Annotated in this window: 17 protein-coding genes; 14 read left to right on the forward strand and 3 right to left on the reverse strand. The window is 40.3% G+C overall.

All coding sequences use genetic code 11. From position 1 onward, the window contains the following. Positions 1-83: 83 nt before the first annotated feature. From WKU33_RS14835 to WKU33_RS14845, 3 genes are all read left to right on the forward strand, one after another. Entirely contained in the window at positions 84-809 is a 726-nt protein-coding gene (locus tag WKU33_RS14835) for an AzlC family ABC transporter permease (protein WP_156857435.1), read from the forward strand. Further along, positions 806-1,129 carry an AzlD domain-containing protein gene (locus tag WKU33_RS14840; protein ID WP_156857434.1) on the forward strand — a complete coding sequence of 108 codons (324 nt, stop codon included), beginning with the start codon at positions 806-808 and terminating at the stop codon, positions 1,127-1,129. Before WKU33_RS14835 ends, WKU33_RS14840 begins: the two co-directional genes overlap by 4 nt. A gap of 755 nt (positions 1,130-1,884) precedes the next feature. Then, positions 1,885-2,013 (forward strand): hypothetical protein, encoded by a 129-nt coding sequence (locus tag WKU33_RS14845; protein ID WP_255454408.1) that lies wholly within the window; start codon positions 1,885-1,887, stop codon positions 2,011-2,013. Between the two features lie 52 nt (positions 2,014-2,065). Here WKU33_RS14845 and WKU33_RS14850 read toward each other — a convergent pair whose 3' ends face one another. After that, positions 2,066-2,311 (reverse strand): glutaredoxin family protein, encoded by a 246-nt coding sequence (locus tag WKU33_RS14850; protein ID WP_156857433.1) that lies wholly within the window; start codon positions 2,309-2,311, stop codon positions 2,066-2,068. 12 nt (positions 2,312-2,323) lie between these two features. Beyond that, a complete protein-coding gene (locus WKU33_RS14855) occupies positions 2,324-4,018 on the reverse strand; it encodes an FAD-dependent oxidoreductase (protein WP_336252821.1) in 1,695 nt (564 codons plus the stop codon). Between the two features lie 210 nt (positions 4,019-4,228). Here WKU33_RS14855 and WKU33_RS14860 point away from each other — a divergent pair, with 210 nt between their 5' ends. Continuing rightward, complete coding sequence (locus WKU33_RS14860) at positions 4,229-4,489, forward strand: metal-sensitive transcriptional regulator (protein ID WP_156857432.1); 261 nt, start codon at positions 4,229-4,231, stop codon at positions 4,487-4,489. Positions 4,490-4,694: 205 nt separating this feature from the next. On the opposite strand, the gene WKU33_RS14865 is transcribed toward WKU33_RS14860, so the two are convergent. Then, a complete protein-coding gene (locus WKU33_RS14865; protein WP_336252822.1) occupies positions 4,695-6,485 on the reverse strand; it encodes a cation:proton antiporter in 1,791 nt (596 codons plus the stop codon). 495 nt (positions 6,486-6,980) lie between these two features. Between WKU33_RS14865 and WKU33_RS14870 the strand changes: the two genes are divergently transcribed. From WKU33_RS14870 to WKU33_RS14915, 10 genes are all read left to right on the forward strand, one after another. After that, positions 6,981-8,291: an alpha/beta hydrolase gene (locus tag WKU33_RS14870; RefSeq protein ID WP_340455356.1), complete on the forward strand. Its 1,311-nt coding sequence runs from the start codon at positions 6,981-6,983 to the stop codon at positions 8,289-8,291. 76 nt (positions 8,292-8,367) lie between these two features. After that, a complete protein-coding gene (yabG, locus tag WKU33_RS14875; RefSeq protein WP_156857429.1) occupies positions 8,368-9,279 on the forward strand; it encodes a sporulation peptidase YabG in 912 nt (303 codons plus the stop codon). A gap of 443 nt (positions 9,280-9,722) precedes the next feature. Continuing rightward, complete coding sequence (gene veg / locus WKU33_RS14880; protein ID WP_156857428.1) at positions 9,723-9,965, forward strand: biofilm formation stimulator Veg; 243 nt, start codon at positions 9,723-9,725, stop codon at positions 9,963-9,965. A gap of 231 nt (positions 9,966-10,196) precedes the next feature. Further along, on the forward strand, positions 10,197-10,376 hold the full coding sequence (locus tag WKU33_RS14885; protein ID WP_156857427.1) for a small, acid-soluble spore protein, alpha/beta type: 180 nt from the start codon (positions 10,197-10,199) through the stop codon (positions 10,374-10,376). A 151-nt stretch (positions 10,377-10,527) separates the two neighbouring features. After that, complete coding sequence (gene ispE / locus WKU33_RS14890) at positions 10,528-11,382, forward strand: 4-(cytidine 5'-diphospho)-2-C-methyl-D-erythritol kinase (RefSeq protein WP_340455358.1); 855 nt, start codon at positions 10,528-10,530, stop codon at positions 11,380-11,382. A gap of 64 nt (positions 11,383-11,446) precedes the next feature. Continuing rightward, a complete protein-coding gene (gene purR, locus WKU33_RS14895; protein WP_336252824.1) occupies positions 11,447-12,256 on the forward strand; it encodes a pur operon repressor in 810 nt (269 codons plus the stop codon). Between the two features lie 132 nt (positions 12,257-12,388). Then, positions 12,389-12,679, forward strand: coding sequence for a septation regulator SpoVG (spoVG, locus tag WKU33_RS14900; RefSeq protein ID WP_156857424.1), 291 nt, complete (start codon positions 12,389-12,391; stop codon positions 12,677-12,679). A 192-nt stretch (positions 12,680-12,871) separates the two neighbouring features. Next, complete coding sequence (glmU, locus tag WKU33_RS14905) at positions 12,872-14,245, forward strand: bifunctional UDP-N-acetylglucosamine diphosphorylase/glucosamine-1-phosphate N-acetyltransferase GlmU (protein WP_336252825.1); 1,374 nt, start codon at positions 12,872-12,874, stop codon at positions 14,243-14,245. Between the two features lie 18 nt (positions 14,246-14,263). Further along, on the forward strand, positions 14,264-15,217 hold the full coding sequence (locus WKU33_RS14910) for a ribose-phosphate diphosphokinase (protein WP_156857422.1): 954 nt from the start codon (positions 14,264-14,266) through the stop codon (positions 15,215-15,217). A 98-nt stretch (positions 15,218-15,315) separates the two neighbouring features. After that, the gene (locus WKU33_RS14915; protein ID WP_156857421.1) at positions 15,316-15,945 is read left to right on the forward strand and encodes a 50S ribosomal protein L25/general stress protein Ctc; all 630 of its coding nucleotides are present in this window, start codon (positions 15,316-15,318) and stop codon (positions 15,943-15,945) included. Positions 15,946-16,234 lie beyond the last annotated feature (289 nt).

The raw sequence follows: 16,234 nt of genomic DNA on the forward strand, positions 1-16,234 counted from the left end.
CTCTTTGATATGTTTATTATAGCATGTAGGGAATAATATAACATACATATGTTTAGTATTGCGTACAAGAGGGTGAGGAAATAATGAGTGAGTTGGCAAAAAAGATGGATGATGGATATAAATTGTCTACTTTTTCTCAAGGTGTAAAGGATTGTATTCCAACTTTATTTGGTTATATCAGTATAGGCATTGCTGCAGGAATTGTGGGTGCTTCATCAAATTTGAGTGTGCTTGAAGTTGCCCTTTTATCTATACTCGTTTATGCTGGTGCATCCCAATTTATTATCTGCGCTTTGATTGTAGCAGGCAGTCCTTTTTCTGTTATTGTATTTACAACTTTCATTGTGAATTTAAGGCATTTGCTATTGAGTATGACATTGGCTCCTTATTTCACAAACTATTCTCTGTTGAAAAATATTGGGATCGGTGCCCTTGTCACAGATGAGTCATTTGGTGTCGCTGCGAATAAGATTGTCCAAAAAGAAACGTTCAATGATCGCTGGATGAACGGATTGAATATAACCGCGTATATCTTTTGGATTTTATCCTGTGTCGCAGGTGCGATTTTTGGAAAATGGATTTCCAATCCGGAAGTACTCGGATTGGACTTTGCTTTAACCGCTATGTTCCTTGCCTTACTTGTACTGCAGTTAGAGCATATCGATGTAGGTAAACTGAATTTTTATTTATCTTTAATTGGTTATGTCGTTGTACTGATGATCGTATTTTGTCTGTTCGTACCTTCCTATATCGCGATTCTTTTAACTACAGTCATTGTTGCTACGATTGGAGTGGTAAAAGACAAATGAGTATTAATCTAACCGTACTTTTAATTATATTGGGCTGTGCGATTGTAACTTTTATTCCGAGGGTTATTCCATTCATCGTTATTAGAAATATAGCCCTTCCAAAAGTTGTCGTCAAATGGCTTTCATTTATACCGGTTTGTATTTTTACCGCTTTGATTGTTGATAGCTTTATCATTCAAGATGCGTCAGTATTAGCAATAGATTGGAGAGTGCTTGCTGCAATCATCCCAACGCTTTTTATTGCCTTGTGGACAAAGAGTTTATCAGCTACCGTTCTTGTAGGGATTATATGTATGGCGACGGTCCGGTTTTTCGTTTGAATTCTAGATCATGTTGCATAACCAGCCTTCTTTGGATATCCTTATCTAAAAGAGACCCTATTACTTTCATTCAGCGTTAGTGTCTGGTTCGTTCACTAATTATGGCGTTCTAATCGCCGTTCAATTGCCCGGCGGACGGATGCGCATCCTAAGGCACGGCCGAAGCCTCGACGCACAGGACGTGCTAATGCAGACGTTGCCACATACGAGAGCGTTCTTAGTCTGCCTCGGTTCCCGCTCAGGTCTTCGGACTCGTGCTTTTCCCGTAGGAGTCACCGTCCGCCGGGCAACTGAACTAGTCTAAAGGATTATTTTAAAAAGAAATTATTCCGTTATGATAAGGATTGTACTTCCGGAATATTAAACAGTAATCCAAATCACGCTTTTCCTCGGAGCAGTCCAGACACCTCGAGACTCCTGCAGGAGGCCGGCTAAGAACGGTCACGTCCTGCGACCAACGCTGGCATTAGAACTTCCTGTTCGTCGAAAGGCATAGGTGAGACCCCGCGGTACGCAAAGCGTACGAGGAGGCTCACCAGCCGCCTGCGGAAAGCGAGAGGTGTCTGGACTGCGGACCTCCAGAAGAAAATTGCACTAACGCTGAATGAAAGTGATCGGAAGAATTGATCGTTAGTTTTCTTAGACTTTAATAGTAGTTGAAAGGAATGGTAATATGGCTATCCCGAGCAGTGATAAAAAGTATTCGTATGCTGATTACCTAATATGGTCTGAAGGAAAACGAATCGAATTAATTGATGGGCAAGTTTATTCATCTTTTAACGGATGCTGGGTACAAACTGCAAGGAATATTTACAAAAGATGATAACATTGCTATTCAAAGCTTACCTGGATTGGAGCTGGATTTAAGTCATATTTTTGAATGAAAAAGTAAAAAGGCAGGGACATCGCTCTGCTCTATTTTGTCCCAGCCTTTTGCTATAGTAATGAACCATTCAATGCTTGCATCATCTTCTCCGGATTAAAACCGGAAATCAACTTCCCATTTATCTTCGTTTGTGGAACAGACAACCTTCCTGTTTTCGTGATCAGTTGAAGCATGGCGACCGGGTTCATATCCACATTCACTTCTTGATACGGTATTTCTAACGTATCGAGAAAGCTTTTAACCATGCCGCATACTGGGCATAGCGCTGATGTATATACGATTGTTGTCTGATTCATGTGAATACCTCATTAGTTAAAATTATATGCAGTTACGATTTTTTCTCTTCCAGTAACGAGATCATTAAAGTATTCATAAAGATTAATACCTAAGTAGGAACCGGAAATATTGTGTATGTTTGTATACCCAAGATTATTTAACGCGATGACCATATTATAGCTTCGTTGACCTGAGCGACAGTGGATATACACCGGTTTGTCTGTAGGAATTTCGGTTAGTCGTTCTCTGAATTCACTTAGCGGAATATTCACTGCGTTCTTTAGATGACCTGATTCAAATTCGCCTTTTTCTCTAGCATCGATAATAAAGGCATTGTTCTCAACTAATCCACGGACTTCGGAAACTTTTACTTCCTGATAGCGTCCCTCTAACTGATTGAGGGCCACAAGTGCAGCATGATTTACAACATCTTTAGCTGTCCCTAACATTGGAGAGTATGTTAGCTCAAGGTCTTTTAAGTCTTCCAATGTACCATTCATTGTGATCATCGTTGCAATAACATCAATCCGTTTATCGACATTTCCCTTCCCGATTGCTTGAGCACCAAGAATTCTACCTGTCGGGTATTCATAGACTAATTTAAAATGCATCGGATTACTGTCCGGCATCAAACCTACCTTATCTCCAGGCATGACATAAACGGTATCATGAGTAATTCCAGCTTGTTCAGCGGTTTTCGCATTTAGTCCAGTTGAAGCTGCATTCAAGTCAAAAAGCTTGATGGATGATGAACCGATTACGCCTTGATTTCTGTTCGGAATACCATACATATGATCAGCCGCAGCCCTCGCTTGCTTTTGAGCTGGTCCTGCCAGTGCAAGTCTTGTCGGTTTGTGTAATAAGCGATGATGCACTTCAATTGCATCTCCGACAGCATAAATATTTTTATCATTTGTTAAATAGTTATGATCAACTTTGATTGCGCCGGTGTTCCCAATTTCGAGGTTTGATTCTTCCGCTAATGTCGTTTCCGGTCTCACACCGATGGCTAAGATGACCGCATCTGCCTTTATCCTTTTCTCTGAACTTGTTTCGACATAACCGTCTCCAATTTTTGTTAATCCATCGTCTAGAATGAGTTCAATGCCATTATCCACCATTTCTTTATGAAGGATTTGTGCCATATCGTAATCGTACGGTGCCATGACTTGGTTGGCAAACTCGACTAATGATACATTGTGTCCAGCGAGCTTAAGGTTTTCAGCAACTTCTACACCAATGAAGCCACCCCCAATTACGGCGATGTCCTTTAAGTCTTTTTGTTTGATAAAATTCCTTACATTCTCGATATCGACCACATTACGGATCGTAAACACGTTGTCGTTATGGATGCCTTCTAAGTTTGGCTTAATCGGTTTCGCTCCAGGTGATAATACCAATTTGTCGTATGCTGCTTCGTAGGTTTTATCTGTCATTAAATCTTTTACAGTGATTGTTTTTCTATCTCGATTGATCTTGATAACTTCTTGATTAACTCGTGCCTCGATGTTATAGCGTTGTTTAAATATGTTTGGATTCATTAGAACGAGTTGCTCGCTATCTTCAACAATTCCACTCAGATGATAGGGTAAGGAACAGTTGGAAAATGATACATGAGGTCCTTTTTCAAACATGATAATTTCTGCACGCTCATCCAATCTTCTTACTCTAGCGGCAACGGAGGCTCCACCGGCCACTCCGCCAATGATTACTATCTTTTTTCCCATCATGCACACTCCTCTTTTACTAATTTACCTGGTAGGGTATATGTTATTTATCGTAAGGCGTAAGAAATTTGACTTATGCTTATATCATATACCCCTTAGGGTAATGTGTCAATTGTTATGAAATTGTGAGTCCTTGCAGTTATATTGACAAAATACGGGCGTGGGTATATTATAAGGTTGTTTACTATTTCTTGAAAAAGGAGAATAAGCATGGAATATAATGATCAAATGAAAAATAGAGTAAAGCGGATGGAAGGGCAGCTCCGAGGGATTTTAAAGATGATGGAAGAAAATAAAGATTGTAAGGATGTTGTTACACAATTATCAGCTGTTCGGTCCGCAGTAGATAGAACATTAGGTGTTATTGTGAGTTCGAATTTAGTTGAATGTGTTCGAGCAGCAGAAAAAGATGGAACAGATGAAGGAGAATTAATTAAAGAAGCTGTCAGCCTACTTGTTAAAAGCAGATAAGAACAGGAGGTTGACTTTTTTTCTACCGGATATCTTATAATAGTAGAGGACCCATACTTTTACCTCCTTGATTTATCGTGTTGTCTATACTGTAATACATGATTATTAAAAAAATATTAATTTTTTTAGCTACACAATTATAAAGTAAGTCAACAAGCTAGACCACCACTTGTTCTATAAAAGAAGAATAAGTGGTGGTTTTCTGTTATTCTGACTTACCTTTTTGTAAAACGACGAGTTGATCTCCTTCATCAAGCATTATTTTGCTTCTAAGCGTAATCAGCTGAATGGTATTCTTCTTTCTGATTAACAGCGGAATAGCGTCCTCAGGAAGCAAATCTATTTTATCTTGGTGGTTCATTGGCAATGCTTGTATTTTATATCCCGTATTGATTTTCTTATTTAGTTCAGTGAATACAGCATCTTCACGAAATAAAAGGTTAGCCTTCCCTGCAAAAGGAATTTTTTTCGAATCCTGCTGCTTATAGCTCTCGCTGGTAAGCGTAAAGGTGTGATTATGTCCGAATTTTGGTGCATAGGATTGGCTGACTAGCACATTAAATGCAGCATCTCCAGTTAAGCAAAGGATGGTTTCATATGGTGTCAGGTCTACCTCGTATTCGCTGTGTTCTGCAAGAATTTGACCGTGGTAGACAGGAATTTTCTTTTTCACGGCAGGTTGAAGCAGTGTGGCCGAAGAATCACTAATTAACACAGGTATATTTATCTTCTGTAAATAATCCGCGAGTGCAATTGAAAAACTATTGGCCCCAACTAAAAGGATACCGGGTGCAGCGTCGTTAGCGAGCCCAAGAGCCTTAGCGATTGGTCTGAGGGAAAAACCATGTGCGCAAACCGTAATAAATACAAGTGCAAAGGTTAGGGCTGTAAGCATTGCAGCACCTTCCCCATCATTCAAGAGAATGGTCGCAAAATATCCGGAAACAGATAGTGCGACAATTCCTCGTGGCGCTATCCAGCCAATCAGAATTTTTTCAGCATTGGAAAGCTCTGTACCGGCAGTAGAAAGCCAAATGGATAAAGGACGCACGATAAATAGCATTACAAGAACGAACCCGATAATTGGCCATGTAAACATTTCGGCAATGGTTTCACGTGTCAAGGAAGCGGTTAGTAAAATAAAAATGGTTGACGTTAATAAAACAGAAACATTTTCCACAAATTGGCTCACGTCTTGCCCAATCGATGATATATAGTGTTTCGTACGACCTATCGTTAATCCCATTACGGTTACTGCGAGCATACCTGTTTCATGCATCACAACTTCTGCCAAGGTAAAGCAAAGCAGTACAAAGGAAATGATAATAGGGGACTTTAAATATTCCGGAAATAATCCTTTGTTAATCATAAAACTGACAAGCATACCGATTACATAACCGAGAATAATAGCAATAACTGCACTTAAAAGGAAATTAAATATATAATTTGCGTGCAGGCTATCATTCGTTAATACTTTGATTATTTCATAAGCAAATAGTGCAAGCAGCGGACCAAAGGGATCTACAATAATACCTTCCCATTTAAGTACTGCTGCCGTTCGCGGTTTTAACTTTGCGTTTCTTAGCAAAGGAAGAATAACGGTAGGTCCTGTTACGATAAATAGACCACCGATAATAAATGAAATTTCTAGGCTCAGGCCGGCTATAAAATGCGCAGCAATTGCTCCACCGATCCAAGCGATGAATGCACCTATCGTAACAATCCGAAAGACGGATTTGGATACGCCTTTGATTTCTCGAATATCAAGACTCGAGCTGCCTTCAAATAAAATGATCGCGACCGAGAGCGAGATCAATGGACTGTACAGGTTTCCCAAAGCTTCTTGTGGATTAAACAGGCCAAATACAGGTCCCAGCAATAAACCGGCAATTGACATGATGACAATGGATGGCCATTGAATCCTCCAAGCTAGCCATTGTGAGAAAATACCAACGACAATGATAACTGCGATACTAACCAAAACAATATTTTCCATATACCATTCTCCGATTCTTTTGTATTCATGTTAAGAAATGCGGTAATTTCAGCCCTATGTTTTATTGAAAAAGTAGTTTTTAATTTCACTTTAATCGGCTGTCATTCCCCCTTCTTTCAAACATGGTGACGGGGCACGGACGGAAAAGTCAAAAGCTAAAGCGCATTCATTTCATACTATTGTAGCGCGAAGCTTCTCCTGATTTAAAAGAAGAATATATCATAAATATGTTGCTCAATTAAGATGAAGATATAAGTATCAATTTCCTCTTAAGATTTTAATCTTAAGGGGAATTGTTTTGTATAATAGTAATTGTGGCCTTCTCTTTGTCGTATACGTTTGATTTAGAAAATAAGTGGAAGCCTGATTAAAGAAAGTGTATAAAAAATCCTAAAAATGTGTTGGGTGATGTAAATGCTAATGGGGAATAAAAGCCGCCGTTTATATCGTTATGTATGGAGTATAGCGGGGGGACTATTCATACTCCTAGTGTGGATGGAAAGTTATTATGTGAATGCTGGCAGAATGATAGGTGTACTGATTTTATGCTTGCTTATTTTTCTTGTTATCTCCAGCCTTTATCTTAAAAGGAATGGAGGAATTATTCGAACTGTTACGCTTGCTTCCAGTGGGTTTGCTATTTTGTTTGAAGTGACTTGGCTTATTACGGATTGGTATCCAGCTTTTGTAGTGGCTCAAATGCTTGTAATTGGAATTGGATTTTATTGCTTTATTATCAGCGGAAAGTTATTTGAACGTGATAAAAATACTGGGTCGAATAGGTGGAGAATTACACGTCGGTTGCTAAAATCAGTAGGAATTGTCATTTCAAGTTTGGTTTCATTTGTTGTGATTGTAAACTTTATAACGCCCGCTCCATTAATGAGTGTCGTTCAATCGTACAAGGGATATGGCAATAGTTATGATGCACTTCCCCCGGAAAAGAAAACGTTGGAACATGGTCATTTAAAGATAAGTGATATTGAGTATGGCAAGGATTATCCAAATAGCTATTTAGATGTGTATATTGTAAACAACGATCCGAATATAGAAAGACCAACGTATTTTTTTGTGCATGGCGGTGGTTGGACGATAGGTGATAAAAAGCTGGAGGATAATGCTTACTATGAGCAGTTGCTTGATGCAGGATATAATGTCGTCTCAATCAATTATGCTCTATCTCCAGGATATACCTATCCAGTGCCTTTACAACAATTGTCTCAGGCTGTCGAATTTATGCAAGAACAGGGGAATAAATATGGGGTAGATATGTCAGCAGTTATTTTTGCGGGTAGCAGTGCTGGAGGGCAGATTGTCGGACAGTTTTTGAACGTGCAAACGAATCAGGCGTATGCAGAGAAAATAGGAATTACTCCTGTTATCTCTCGGGATGCTATTAAAGCTGCTGTTTTAGATTCTGCGGCACTTGATTTAGAAAGAATGGGGAAAACAAAATCCCCAGTTGCTTCTTCTAATTGGATTTTCTATCAATTCAGCAGAAATTATTTCCAAAAGGAACATTTGCTTAATGGTACGGATGAATATGCTGAACAAGGAAATGTAATTGACCACGCGACGGAACATTTTCCACCTGTGTTTATTGCAGATGGGAATACAGGTACATTCCCTGATCAAGCAAAGGATTTGGCGGCAAAATTAAATCGTCTTGGTGTAACAAATGAGCTGTATCTAATTGATAAAAATAAAGTAAGATTAAGCCATGTTTTTATGGATACCTATTCCACCTACACCACTGATTATACAAAGAAAAAATTAGCTTTTTTAAGGCAAGTTTTAAAACAGTGAAGCACGGATTTAAAAGCACAGATTATAAACATCTTTCATAGCCTATAAAAGGAATGCTGGGCGATGAGGTGGATATATGGATATAAAAATTGGTGATATTGTAACACGGAAATCCTATAACCATGATATAGTTTTTCGTGTGTCCGAATTAGAAAAAGAGCAAGTACTCTTGCGTGGTACGGAAATGCGTCTGCAAGCTGATGCGCCAATTGAAGATTTAACGATAGTAGCTCGTGCGGATTTGGAAATACGGCAAAAAAAATCGAAAGAGAAAGAAGAATTTTCTTATCGTTTATTCCGTCAAGATTACCAGTTGATGCGGGAGAAAAAAGCACATCAGATAAGTGGCGGTTATGAGCGGAACTTTTCATATTTCCAGCTTCCTGCTAAGGTCCTACACTTGGATGGTGACCCGATTTATTTGCGGAAATGTATCAGTCTTTATCAGCGGGTAGGCTTACATGTGCACGGTGTCCACTTACTTGAAAAGGATATGCCCCAGGCGATTGGCCCACTGATTGAAAGGATTCAGCCAAATTTAATTATCATTACCGGTCATGACTCCTATTCAAAAAACAAAGGCGAAAAAAAGGATTTACGTGCATACCGAAATTCCAAGTATTTTGCCGAAACGGTGCGGGAAGCAAGAAGGGTGAATCCCCATCTTGATCAGCTCGTTATTTTTGCCGGTGCGTGCCAATCCCATTTTGAGTCGATTATCCGAGCTGGTGCGAATTTCGCAAGCTCACCATACCGAATTAACATTCACGCATTGGATCCTGTTTATATCGCAGCAAAAATTGCTTATACTCCTTTTATGGAAAGCGTCAATGTTTCGGACGTTCTCCGCAACACATTAACTGGAGAAAAAGGCATGGGTGGCGTCGAAACTCGCGGTCTCCTTCGAACGGGAATGCCTTACCTTGACGGCACAGAAGAAGAACCTACCGAGCCAAACACCTCAACCAATAACATCATTGAATTTTAAAACCTAAAAAATACGAAGAGCTTGTCCGTGACTTCCAGTGACAATAAAATGCAGGGAGTAGATCACTGATAAGCTCTGTCAGTGCTCTCCAGCGGCGATACGATGTGTAATCATCCCCGCTGAAACGCTACACATAATGGACTTTAATACTCATGCTAAACCCGATATTGAAAAAAGTGTGTATGCGGGCGCTGCTCTCCTCTCCTTTATCTGCTTTCTAGCTCAGGATATTTGTCTTGTTTTTTTGGAGACTTGGGCAGTAATAAAGCGTTATCCGATAATTTTTATGCAAACCGTACATAAAAAGTTAATAATTACTAATAATACGTAATAAGACCTAATTTTATTGTTGACAGGTAAAATGCAATCCTGTTATAATATTTAGTTTCATTTGACTAATGAACGAGCCTATGCTATAATAAGAAGCAGTGAGGTGGAGTGTATTGGCTAAAACATTGAACGAAATTAAGCAAGGTCTTGACTGCCAAATAGGTAGACGTTTGCGCTTGAAGGCAAATGGAGGCAGAAGAAAAACGATTGTCAGATCCGGGGTATTAGCAGAAACTTATCCTTCTGTATTTATCGTGGAACTTGATCAAGACGAAAATGCATTCGAACGTGTGTCATACAGCTACGCAGACATTTTAACAGAGACAGTTGAACTAAAATTTTTAGACCAAAGATAGAGACGCGAATAAAGCAGTGGATTATTACAACTCCACTGCTTTATTTTTTTAAAAAAGATAAGTATAAAATAAAAATGCTGTGATAACTTAAGTATCCAGGGCTAGCACGTCCGGCTCAAGCTCCTTTGTTCGATTTTCCCACCGTTTCCGTAACCTTCCGCGGTTCATTCTTTGCAGATAGGTCAAGCTAAGTGTGTCGTAACGATACTAACGAAAAGGAGCTGTTTTTTCATGGGAAGGCGTAGAGGAATCATGTCAGACCAGCTGAAAGAAGAAATCGCCAAAGAGTTAGGGTTTTACGACACGGTCCAGCAAGAGGGCTGGGGTGGCATCAAAGCACGGGATGCCGGGAATATGGTGAAACGTGCTATTGAAATGGCTGAGGAGAACCTAGAAAAAGGCAAGCGCTAGTCGCTTGCTTTTTTCCTTTGCGAAGGTTCCGTTAGTCCCACTCCGGCGCCGTACGTCGATATGCGGGCGCTTCTGCTTTTGAAGGTCGCACCTCTATGGGGATTATGATACAATTTGTTTAACTTTTCGTTTCAGGAGCAGGTGAAGGAGCATGACGATCATAGAGAAGGCACCAGCAAAAATAAATTTGTCGCTTGATGTATTGCGCAAACGGGAAACTGATGAATACCATGATGTGGAAATGATTATGACGACAATTGATTTAGCTGATCGACTGGAATTTACATCTCTTGAAGAAGATCGAATTAGAATTTCCATGGAAAGCCGTTATGTACCGAATGATGAGCGGAATTTAGCATATCGGGCGGCAAAGCTTTTTAAAGAAAAATTTGGTATTACAAAAGGTGTCCATATTAAGATTGATAAACATATTCCTGTCTCGGCCGGTCTCGGGGGCGGTAGTACCGACGCGGCGGCTGTGGTTCGAGGACTCAATCGATTATGGTCCCTTGACCTTGAACTGGCGGACTTAGCCCTCATTGCGGCGAAGTGCGGGTCCGATGCGACGTTTAGTCTGTACGGTGAGACGGCAATTGCGCGTGGTTTCGGTGAAATTGTGGAAAAGCTTCCCTCTCCGCCGCCCTGTTGGGTTGTTTTGGCAAAACCGGATATTGGTGTATCGACTCGAACGATTTTCCAACATGTAAAAGTGGAGGAGCTAACGCATCCTAATAATGAAGCCCTTATTCGAGCGCTTCATGCGAGAGATTTATCCGCAATCTGTAAGTATATTGGCAACTCTTTGGAAGCAATTACAATTACGCTTCATCCGGAAGTAAAGCAGATTAAAGATACGATGAAAAATTTGGGGGCACCCGGTGTTTTAATGAGCGGTACGGGACCGACCGTATATGGTTTAGTGGAGCATCAAGAGAAGGCGAAGAAGATTTATAATGGAATGCGCGGTTTCTGTGATGAAGTGTATCTCGTCCGCCTCCTCGGCTAAATATTGCCAAAACACGTACGAAAGTGGTATATTTAGATAAAATATACGGTTTTGAGGTGTCGTAATGAAAAGAAGTAACCGTTTAATCGTGTTAACACAATTTTTCTTGGAAAACCCCCATACACATACACAATTACCTTACTTTGTGGACTTATGCGGTACAACAAAGTCCTCGATAAGTGAGGATCTTGATATTATACATGACGTGTTTGAGCAGCAAGGGCTGGGGATACTTCACCGGACGACAGGAGCTGGTGGAGGCGTCCGTTATATTCCGAAAAATGCTGATGCTTATGACGAGTCTTTCATCCTTGAATTATGTGAAAAGCTAAAAGACCCGGAACGGATTTTACCCGGTGGCTATCTATACATGAGTGACCTTTTAGGTGACCCGAAAACGGTCCGAGAAATCGGCCGTATTTTTGCTTCCAGATTTTCAGAAATTGAACTTGATGCAATTGTGACCGTAGCAACGAAGGGGATTCCACTTGCCTATGCAGTAGCATCTTTTCTCCAGGTACCGGTCGTAATTGCAAGAAGGGACCCGAAAGTGACGGAGGGTTCCTCGGTCAGTATCAATTATGTCTCAGGTTCCTCCCGAAGAATTCAAACGATGGTCCTTCCGAAACGCAGTTTGAAAGAAGGTTCAAATGTATGTATCATCGATGATTTCATGAAGGCAGGAGGAACGATAACAGGGATTACGAATTTACTTGCCGAGTTTGATGCGGAAGTGAAAGCAATTGGAGTATTCGCGGAAGCAGATGACGAAGACGAAGAAAGAAAAGTAACCAACTATACATCACTGATTAAGATTTCCGAAGTGGATACAAAGGGAAATCAGATGGAGATTGTACCTGGTAATTTCAAATAATTTCACCGTAATCTTTTCCTTTTAAAACTTTTAGTAAGAAAATTAATTTTTTATGAATTAAAGCAGGAATTTTAAGAGTTTTGTTGAACTATACATGTAGAGTTCAAATGGGAAAAGGTGGTGAAACACATCGTGGAAGTTACTGACGTAAGATTGCGCCGCGTAAATACAGAGGGCAGAATGCGTGCAATTGCATCAATTACTTTGGACCAAGAATTCGTTGTCCATGATATTCGTGTGATTGACGGAAATAATGGACTTTTCGTAGCAATGCCGTCTAAACGTACGCCGGATGGAGAGTTTAGAGATATTGCCCATCCAATTAATTCAAATACGAGAAATAAGATTCAAGAGGCGGTACTGGAAGCTTACCGACTATCGGGAGAAAATGAAGTCGAATTTGAAGAAGCAGGTGCTTCCTAAAATGATTGATGATAGACAGGGGGGACTAATCTTACACAGGTTAGCCTCTTTTTTTTGCCATTAATTCACAAACCTTCCAATACCATCTTTTTTCGGCGTTTAAAATCCAGCGCAATATTCAACAATTCTTGAAATCCTCATACGTTTACGATATATTTTAAAGTGGACAAATAGAATAATGGAGGTTTCTTTATGACAAATCGCTATGCGGTAATTCTTGCTGCAGGGCAAGGTACAAGAATGAAATCAAAGCTTTATAAGGTGCTGCACCCTGTGGTGGGAAAGCCGATGGTACAGCATGTCATTGACCAGTTAAATGTCGTTAATTTAGATAAAAATATTACAGTTGTTGGTTTTGGTGCGGAAAAAGTTCAAGAAGAGCTTGGAGCACAAACAGAATATGTTGTGCAGGAAGAACAATTAGGAACAGCCCATGCTGTCCTCCAGGCGGAAGATCTATTAAAGGATGCCCAAGGGACGACGATTGTTGCATGCGGAGATACCCCGCTGATTACAGGAGAAACATTCCGCAAGCTAGTAGAACATCACGAGGAAACGAAAGCTAGCGCAACAATTTTAACAGCGAACACTCCTGACCCTGCTGGATATGGGAGGGTTATTCGGAATGCGGATAAAGAAGTGGAACGCATTGTCGAACATAAAGATGCGAATGAAGCCGAATTACTCGTTAATGAAATAAATACTGGTACATACTGCTTTAATAACCAAGATTTATTTGAGGCACTTAGGAAAGTTTCCAATGATAACGCCCAGGGTGAATATTATTTACCAGATGTTATTGAAATTTTAAAAGCCGAAAATAAATTAGTAACCGCTTATCTCACACCGGACTTTGAGGAAACACTTGGGGTAAACGACCGAGTGGCGCTTGCTGAAGCGGAGCGGATTATGAAGCAACGTATCAATGAATTGCATATGCGAAACGGGGTTACGCTTATTGACCCGAACAATACGTATATCGGAGCAGATGCTGTTATCGGTCAAGATGTGACGATCTATCCAGGAACACGGATTACCGGAAAGACAACCATAGAAGCAGATGCTGTGATTGGTCCGAACAGTGAACTGCACCAGTCGACGATTGGTAAAGGAACAGTGATCAAGCAAAGCGTTGTTCACGATAGTAAAATCGGTGAAGGCGTCGCTGTTGGACCATTTGCTCATGTGCGCCCAGAGTCTGTTATCGGCAACGATACGAAGGTCGGTAACTTTGTCGAATTGAAGAAAACCTCCCTTGGCAATAATAGTAAGGTTTCCCATTTAAGTTATATGGGTGATGCGGATGTTGGGGAACATGTAAATATTGGTTGCGGAACGATTACAGTTAACTATGACGGGAAGAAAAAGCACCTTACAAAAATTGAAGACAATGCATTTGTCGGCTGTAACTCAAACTTGATTGCGCCGGTTACGATTGGCGAAGGATCCTATGTGGCTGCAGGTTCAACAATCAATAAAGATGTACCGAAAAATGCTTTATCAATTGCAAGAGCAAGACAAACGAATAAAGAAGATTATGCAGAACGATTTAAAGGAAAAAAATAACAACGGAGGGTTAATTCCATGGCATCTAAATATGAGGATGGCTCGTTAAAACTATTTACACTAAATTCAAATCCCGCACTGGCAGAGGAGATCGCAGAACATCTTGGTATCCCGCTGGGTAAATGTACCGTATCAAGATTCAGTGACGGTGAAGTTCAAATTAATATCGAGGAAAGCATTCGTGGCAGTGATGTTTACGTTCTGCAATCCACTTGTGCACCGGTTAATGATCATGTAATGGAATTATTAATTATGATCGATGCACTGAAACGTGCTTCAGCAAAATCAATCAATATCGTGATGCCTTATTATGGATATGCAAGACAGGACCGGAAAGCGCGTGCAAGGGAACCAATTGCAGCGAAGCTTGTTGCTGATTTACTTGAGACAGCTGGTACAACGCGTGTCATCACACTAGATCTTCATGCACCGCAGATTCAAGGATTCTTTAATGTTCCAATTGACCATTTACAAGGTGTGCCGATTCTTTCTGACTACTTTGAGGAAAAGAATTTACAAGACATTATCGTCGTTTCTCCGGATCATGGTGGTGTAACAAGAGCAAGAAAACTTGCTGACCGTCTGAAAACGCCTCTCGGGATTATTGATAAGCGCAGACCGAAGCCAAATGTTGCAGAGGTCATGAATATCATTGGGAACGTGGAAGGTAAAACTGCAATTTTAATTGATGATATCATTGATACAGGTGGTACAATCACCCTCGCGGCAGACGCTTTAATTGAAAATGGTGCGACAGAAGTGTATGCTTGTTGTACACATCCTGTTTTATCAGGTCCAGCTATTGACCGAATTGAAAATTCCGCGATCAAAGAGTTGGTTGTTACGAACAGTATTCCACTTCCAGAAGAGAAGAAACTGGATAAAATTACTGCCTTGTCGGTCGCTCCTTTAATTGGTGAAGCAATCATTCGTGTTCACGAAGAGCAGTCTGTAAGCATTCTATTCGATTAATAGTTTCATTCATTACGTAAAAAGGTATATATCTATACTTAATTACATGATCAAATTTGTCTATTTTACAATAGAAAATTATTTGGAGGATGATGAAGATGGCAATAAAGCTTAAAGCATTAAAGAGGGACGATTTAAGTAATTCAGTAACAAAACAATTACGTGCAGATGGACAAGTTCCTGCAGTTGTTTACGGTAAAGATAAAGATTCGAAAACCGTTGCAGTTGATAGTGTTGAATTATTGAAAACAGTTCGTGACGAAGGAAGAAACGCAATTATCACATTGGATGTTGAAAATGGCACTTCCGTTGATGTGATGCTTCACGAATATCAAATCGATCCAATTAAAGACTCGCTCATCCATGTTGACTTTTACGTTGTTGATATGTCCGAGGAAATGGAAGTTTCTGTACCGGTACGTATCGAAGGAGAAGCAGCTGGTGCAAAAGAGGGCGGCGTCATGCAGCAGCCACAGTATGAAGTGCTTGTTAATGCAAAGCCTGCTAACTTCCCAGATGAGATTACAGTGGATGTATCTGAACTTCAAATTGGAGATGTAATCACCGTGCAGGATTTACCAGCATCTGATAAGTATGAGTTTGTGGATGAGCCGGATGCAGTTATTGTCACAATCGTACCTCCAACTGAAGAGGAGCCAGAAACACAGCTTCCTGACGATGGTGCAGAGCCTGAGCTTGTTGATGCGAAAGAATCAGACGAAGAATAATTTAAGCAGTTTAATGATATAGTAAAGAACAACCCTCCTAGCAGGAACATATTGGTTTCTATAGGAGGGCTTGTTAAGTGTTATGAGAATATAAGGGCATATTTTTTGAAAATTCCGGATGAAGTGAAACTCATTCAGTGGGGGTTTCCTTACCACCCGCCCCTGAATGTTAGTTGAACAGAATCAGGTATTTACGGACTGTATATCCCCACACCTTCATATTTTGGGTTTCCCTCATATTTTGAGGAGGGGGTATTACAGACTGTTCATACGTGATAAAATTTTACAG

The sequence above is a fragment of the Oceanobacillus sp. HCA-5259 genome, assembly GCF_037892815.1.
In the GTDB taxonomy this organism is placed as follows: domain Bacteria; phylum Bacillota; class Bacilli; order Bacillales; family Amphibacillaceae; genus Oceanobacillus; species Oceanobacillus indicireducens.

Coding starts and splice junctions, on each gene's coding strand:
- WKU33_RS14845 (WP_255454408.1), top strand. CDS start 1,885: ATGGGCAAGTTTATTCATCTTTTAACGGATGCTGGGTACAAACTGCAA.
- WKU33_RS14910 (WP_156857422.1), top strand. CDS start 14,264: ATGGCATCTAAATATGAGGATGGCTCGTTAAAACTATTTACACTAAAT.
- glmU (WP_336252825.1), top strand. CDS start 12,872: ATGACAAATCGCTATGCGGTAATTCTTGCTGCAGGGCAAGGTACAAGA.
- WKU33_RS14870 (WP_340455356.1), top strand. CDS start 6,981: ATGGAAAGTTATTATGTGAATGCTGGCAGAATGATAGGTGTACTGATT.
- yabG (WP_156857429.1), top strand. CDS start 8,368: ATGGATATAAAAATTGGTGATATTGTAACACGGAAATCCTATAACCAT.
- WKU33_RS14885 (WP_156857427.1), top strand. CDS start 10,197: ATGGGAAGGCGTAGAGGAATCATGTCAGACCAGCTGAAAGAAGAAATC.
- WKU33_RS14915 (WP_156857421.1), top strand. CDS start 15,316: ATGGCAATAAAGCTTAAAGCATTAAAGAGGGACGATTTAAGTAATTCA.
- WKU33_RS14835 (WP_156857435.1), top strand. CDS start 84: ATGAGTGAGTTGGCAAAAAAGATGGATGATGGATATAAATTGTCTACT.
- WKU33_RS14860 (WP_156857432.1), top strand. CDS start 4,229: ATGGAATATAATGATCAAATGAAAAATAGAGTAAAGCGGATGGAAGGG.
- WKU33_RS14865 (WP_336252822.1), bottom strand. CDS start 6,485: ATGGAAAATATTGTTTTGGTTAGTATCGCAGTTATCATTGTCGTTGGT.
- ispE (WP_340455358.1), top strand. CDS start 10,528: ATGACGATCATAGAGAAGGCACCAGCAAAAATAAATTTGTCGCTTGAT.
- WKU33_RS14855 (WP_336252821.1), bottom strand. CDS start 4,018: ATGGGAAAAAAGATAGTAATCATTGGCGGAGTGGCCGGTGGAGCCTCC.
- purR (WP_336252824.1), top strand. CDS start 11,447: ATGAAAAGAAGTAACCGTTTAATCGTGTTAACACAATTTTTCTTGGAA.
- WKU33_RS14850 (WP_156857433.1), bottom strand. CDS start 2,311: ATGAATCAGACAACAATCGTATATACATCAGCGCTATGCCCAGTATGC.
- WKU33_RS14840 (WP_156857434.1), top strand. CDS start 806: ATGAGTATTAATCTAACCGTACTTTTAATTATATTGGGCTGTGCGATT.